Annotated in this window: 7 protein-coding genes; all 7 read left to right on the forward strand. The window is 73.6% G+C overall.

Annotated features, from left to right (window positions below; all coding sequences use genetic code 11):
• A partial coding sequence (locus ABD54_RS25480; protein WP_152692091.1) for a TetR/AcrR family transcriptional regulator occupies positions 1–590 on the forward strand: 590 nt, incomplete at its 5' end.
• Between the two features lie 147 nt (positions 591–737).
• Positions 738–1,136 (forward strand): hypothetical protein, encoded by a 399-nt coding sequence (locus tag ABD54_RS25485; RefSeq protein ID WP_047872094.1) that lies wholly within the window; start codon positions 738–740, stop codon positions 1,134–1,136.
• 8 nt (positions 1,137–1,144) lie between these two features.
• Positions 1,145–2,020, forward strand: coding sequence for an alpha/beta fold hydrolase (locus ABD54_RS25490; RefSeq protein ID WP_047872099.1), 876 nt, complete (start codon positions 1,145–1,147; stop codon positions 2,018–2,020).
• A gap of 252 nt (positions 2,021–2,272) precedes the next feature.
• Positions 2,273–2,908 (forward strand): maleylpyruvate isomerase family mycothiol-dependent enzyme, encoded by a 636-nt coding sequence (locus ABD54_RS25495; RefSeq protein WP_047872095.1) that lies wholly within the window; start codon positions 2,273–2,275, stop codon positions 2,906–2,908.
• A 79-nt stretch (positions 2,909–2,987) separates the two neighbouring features.
• Entirely contained in the window at positions 2,988–3,290 is a 303-nt protein-coding gene (locus ABD54_RS25500; protein WP_047872100.1) for a helix-turn-helix transcriptional regulator, read from the forward strand.
• Positions 3,287–3,679 (forward strand): VOC family protein, encoded by a 393-nt coding sequence (locus tag ABD54_RS25505; RefSeq protein ID WP_047872096.1) that lies wholly within the window; start codon positions 3,287–3,289, stop codon positions 3,677–3,679. The genes ABD54_RS25500 and ABD54_RS25505 overlap by 4 nt, the downstream gene beginning before the upstream one ends.
• Positions 3,680–3,866: 187 nt before the next feature.
• Positions 3,867–4,427, forward strand: a complete 561-nt coding sequence (locus ABD54_RS25510) for a TIGR03086 family metal-binding protein (protein ID WP_047872097.1) — start codon at positions 3,867–3,869, stop codon at positions 4,425–4,427.
• Positions 4,428–4,478: the final 51 nt, after the last annotated feature.

Raw genomic sequence — 4,478 nt, forward strand, 5'->3', positions numbered from 1 at the left:
ACGAACAGCGCCGCCGCCAGATCGCCGACGCGGTCCTCGCCGTGGCGGCAGAACACGGCATGGCGGCCGTGTCCCAGACCAGCGTGGCGGCCCGCGCCGGGGTCTCGCCCGGTCGCGTCCAGCACTACTTCCCCGCCAAGCACCGGATGATCGAGGCCGCCTTCGAGCGGGGCAACGCCCTGAGCTCCGCGCGCATCGCCGCCAAGGCGGGCCCGGGCGACGACCCGCGCCGCCTCCTGACGACCGTGCTCACAGAGCTGATCCCCTACGACGACGCCACGCGCGCGCACATGCGCGTCCGCCAGGCGTTCACCGCGCTCGCCCTGTCCGACGAGGCCATCGCCCGGCGCATGCGCCGGGAGTACGCCCGTTTCCACGGCCGGGTCGCGGACCTGCTGCGCCGCGGCCAGGAAGGGGGAGCGGTGCCCCGCGACCTGGACCCCGCGGAGCGGGCGGTCGCGCTCGTCGCCCTGGCCGAGGGGCTGGCCTACTACGTGCTCGTGGACGTCCACCCGGCCGAGGCGGCCCGCGAGCGGGTGCTCGCCGAGATCGCCGCCCTCCACACGCCCGGCCCCGGCGCGCAGGGCTGACTCGCGGGTGGCGCACCTCGGCTGCTGCTCCTTCGCGTCCGCTCCCGGTGCGCGGCGCCGACCGTTCCAGGGTCACCACCGCTCACCGGTGACACGGAGGCGGCCCCGAGCGATCCGTGCGCGGGCACCGCCGCTACCGCGGACGGGATGCCGGGGAAGGCGGTGCCCGCGGTCTTCCAGGACTTCGGCCGCTGCGAGTCGACGGTGCGGGACAACATCGCCTTCGGCTCCCTGGCCCACGCCGATGACGAGGAGGGCCTGCGGGAGGCGGCGGGCCGGGCCGCCGCGCACCGCTTCACGACCGCACGGGCGGCCGACCTCATCGTGGTGACGGACGGCGGCCGGGCGGTGGAGACCGGCACCCACGACACGCTGAGCCGGGCCGACGGGCTCTACGCCGAAGTGCGCCGAAAGCGCGCTGAGTCCGACGGAGCCGCCAGGAGTCCCCGACGCTGCGCTCTCCCCGCCTCTTCCGCGCGACGGCTGTTCGCCCTGTCCGTGGACGAGGCGGATTCCAGTTGCGGGGCGCCCCGTCCGCGTTCATGATGCTGATCATGACTCGGTACGTCACCCCTCCTGTCCGCCTGGGCGAGAGCGCCCTCTCCGATGGCCGGTCGCTCGGCTGGGCCGAGTGGGGGCCGTCGGACGGAGCGCCCGTCCTGTTGTGTCCGGGGGCGGCCACGAGCCGGTGGCTCGGGTTCGGCGCGGGGGTTGTCGATGCCCTGGGAGTGCGGCTCGTCTCCGTGGATCGTCCGGGCCTCGGTGTCTCGACACCCGCCCCCGGGAGGACCTTCTCCGACTTCGTCGGTGATATGCGCCAACTCTGCGTGCTGAGGGGGCTGGGGCGGCCGGCCGTGGTCGGCAATTCCCAAGGCGCGCCGTTCGCTCTGGCCTGTGCCGCGGAGGGGGTCGCCTCGGCGCTGGCTGTCGTCTCGGGCGCGGACGAGGTCGCCGCGCCGCAGTTCGCTCCCGTCCTGGACGCGGACCTGCGCGGTCTGGTCGAGCGGACCGGAAGCGATCCGGCCGGCTCCGAGGAGTTCTTCGCGGGCTTCACCGCGGACGCGATGTGGGACATGGTCGTGAACGGGAGTCCGGAGTGCGACCTCGCCGTGTACCGGGACCCGGGTTTCACGGCCGGTTACCGCAGGGCCCTGAGCGAGGCGTTCACCCAAGGTGCCGCTGGTTACGCCCGGGACACGGTCCTGGCGATGGGGCGGTGGCCGTTCGCCCTCGACGCGATCACCGTCCCGGTCGACATCTGGTACGGCGAGTTGGACACCAGCCACTCGCCCGACGGCGGATCACTGCTCGCCGCCCGGGTGCCCGGCGCCATTCACCATGTCGTGCCGGAGACCGGCGGCGCACTCCTGTGGACACATGCCGAGTCGATCCTCGCACCGCTCCTGGGCAACGCCGTCGCCGACGGGTAGGAGACGGCCTCGGGCCCGTACCGGTGCGGGAGGCGCGCGCGTGGCCCGCGTGTGCGCGTCCACGGGGGCGATGCCCCGCCTCCGCGCCGTGAGCGGCGCGGGCACCACACGCCCGTGGGTGACGGGGCGCGGAACTGTCGCAGGCCCGGGCGATAATCCCGGCGTCCGCCCACCACCGCAGAGCGGGGCGAGAGCCCGCCCGAGGAGCCCCATGACGTCGACGACACCCCGCCCACGCCACGGAACCCGCCGGTGAGCGGCCGCGCGGACCTGTGGCCGCTGATCCACCGGGAGCGGGCGGCACTGGCCGAAGACCTGTCGGAACTGACCGAGGAACGTTGGGCGACGCCGTCGCTCTGCGCGGGACTGACCGTGCGCGAGGTGCTCGCGCACCTGACGTCGTCGGCGAGCCTCAACGGGCTGCGGTGGCTGGCCGGGGTCGTCCGCTGCCGTTTCGACTTCGACGCCCAGGTCGCGATGCGCCTGGCGGAGCAGTTGGGGGACTCCGGAGCCGACACCCTCGCGCGCTTCCAGGGGATCGTGGACAGCACGACCTCACCGCCGCTGCCCAAGCCCGCCGTCCTGGGGGAGGCGATCGTGCACGGCGAGGACATCAGGCGGCCCCTGGGCGTCGTCAGCACCCGTCCGATCGCCGCGCTGACCCTCGTGGCGGACTACTACCGGGGCTCGGACCAGGTCGTCGTCGCCAAGAGCCGGGTCCGGGGGTTGAATCTCCAGGCCACCGACGGTCCGTTCGCCTCCGGTACCGGACCCCTCGTCCGGGGGAGCACGCTCGCCCTGGTCATGGCGATGACCGGCCGTTCCGCGCACCTGGACGAGCTCACCGGCGACGGTGTGGAGATCCTGCGCGAACGCGCGGGGGGCTGACCCGCCGCCGCGCGGGCCGCTCCGCGACACGCGCGCCCCGGCTCGACATGCAAGTGCTTACTTGCCTATCGTGGTGATCGTGGCAGACGACCTCTTCAAAGCCCTGGCCGACCCGACTCGTCGCACCATCCTCGACGAGCTCACGGAGAAGTCCGGCCAGACACTGTTCGAGATCTGCTCGCGATTGGCCATGAATCACCAGCTCGGCATCTCGCGCCAGGCGGTCTCCCAGCACCTCGCCGTGCTGGAGGCCGCCGGGCTCGTCGGGACCAGGCGCGAGGGCCGCTACAAGTTCCACGACCTCAACACGGCCCCGCTGCGGCGGATCGCCGAGCGATGGCTTGCGCCAGACGCGTCCGAACCGGAGGAGAGCAACCCGTGAAGATCCACCTGAGCAGCATCTTCGTCAGCGACCAGGCCGAGGCCGAGCACTTCTACACCGAGGTCCTCGGCTTCGTGAAGAAGCACGACCTCCCGGTGGGGGAGAAGGACCGGTGGCTGACCGTCGTCTCTCCCGACGAGCCCGAGGGCACCGAGCTCCTCCTGGAGCCCGCCGGCCACCCGGCGGTCAGCGTCTACCGCGACGCCCTGGTCAAGGACGGCATCCCGCTCGCCCAGTTCGCCGTCGCCGACGTGCGGGCTGAGCACGAGCGCCTGCGGGGACTCGGCGTCCGCTTCACCCAGGAACCCCTGGAGATGGGCCCGGTCACCACCGCCGTCTTCGACGACACCTGCGGCAACCTGATCCAGATCGCGTCCGAGCCGCGGTAGGCGGCCACCCGGGTGCGGGACCCGGACGCCCCGGCGGCCGGGCCCCGCCCGCGTCCGGGCGCACGGATCTCCGCCACCGAGAACCCCGTCCCCTGACCCCGGGGCCCGTCCGCGCGGGCGGATTCACCCCCCGGCGGCACGGGTAGGAGACGGGCGCACAACCGCTACTTCGTCCCGGGGGACACTCATGGCACACCTGACCGAACTGCACGGAACCGCGATGGGGGAGTTCGACCGCCGGGTCCGCGAGGTCAAGCTGACGGACTGGGCACTGCCCACGCCGTGCGCCGACTGGGACGTGCACGACCTGGTCAACCACCTGACCACCGAGCAGCTGTGGGCGCCGCTCCTGCTGGACGGCGCCCGGGTCGAGGAGGTCGGCGACCGCCTCGACGGCGACAACCTGGGCGAGGAGCCCATCACCACCTGGGAGGTCGCCTCCCGCGAGGCCCGCACCGCCTGGCTGGCCCCGTCGTCCCTTGAGAGCACGGTGCACCTGTCCTTCGGCGACGCGCCCGCCGAGCTCTACCTGTGGCAGATGACCTTCGACCTGACGGTGCACGCCTGGGACCTGGCGCGCGCCCTGGGCACCGACGAACGCCTCGACCCCGACCTGGTCAAGGAGGTCCACGCCTGGCTGAGCGACCAGGACCCGGGCCCGGGGCCGATGTTCGGCGCCCCCGTCGAGGTCGGGCCCGACGCGAGCCCCCAGGACCGCCTGATCGCCCGCACCGGCAGGACCCCCTGACCGACCGCGCGGCCCCGGCCGGGTGCCGTACCCGGCCGGGCCGCTCCGCGC

Source organism: Nocardiopsis sp. RV163, assembly GCF_001029525.1.
Classification (GTDB): domain Bacteria; phylum Actinomycetota; class Actinomycetes; order Streptosporangiales; family Streptosporangiaceae; genus Nocardiopsis; species Nocardiopsis dassonvillei.

Bases quoted from the DNA above. Each gene is read 5' to 3' on its own strand.
- ABD54_RS25510 (WP_047872097.1), top strand. From the start codon at position 3,867: ATGGCACACCTGACCGAACTGCACGGAACCGCGATGGGGGAGTTCGAC.
- ABD54_RS25485 (WP_047872094.1), top strand. From the start codon at position 738: ATGCCGGGGAAGGCGGTGCCCGCGGTCTTCCAGGACTTCGGCCGCTGC.
- ABD54_RS25490 (WP_047872099.1), top strand. From the start codon at position 1,145: ATGACTCGGTACGTCACCCCTCCTGTCCGCCTGGGCGAGAGCGCCCTC.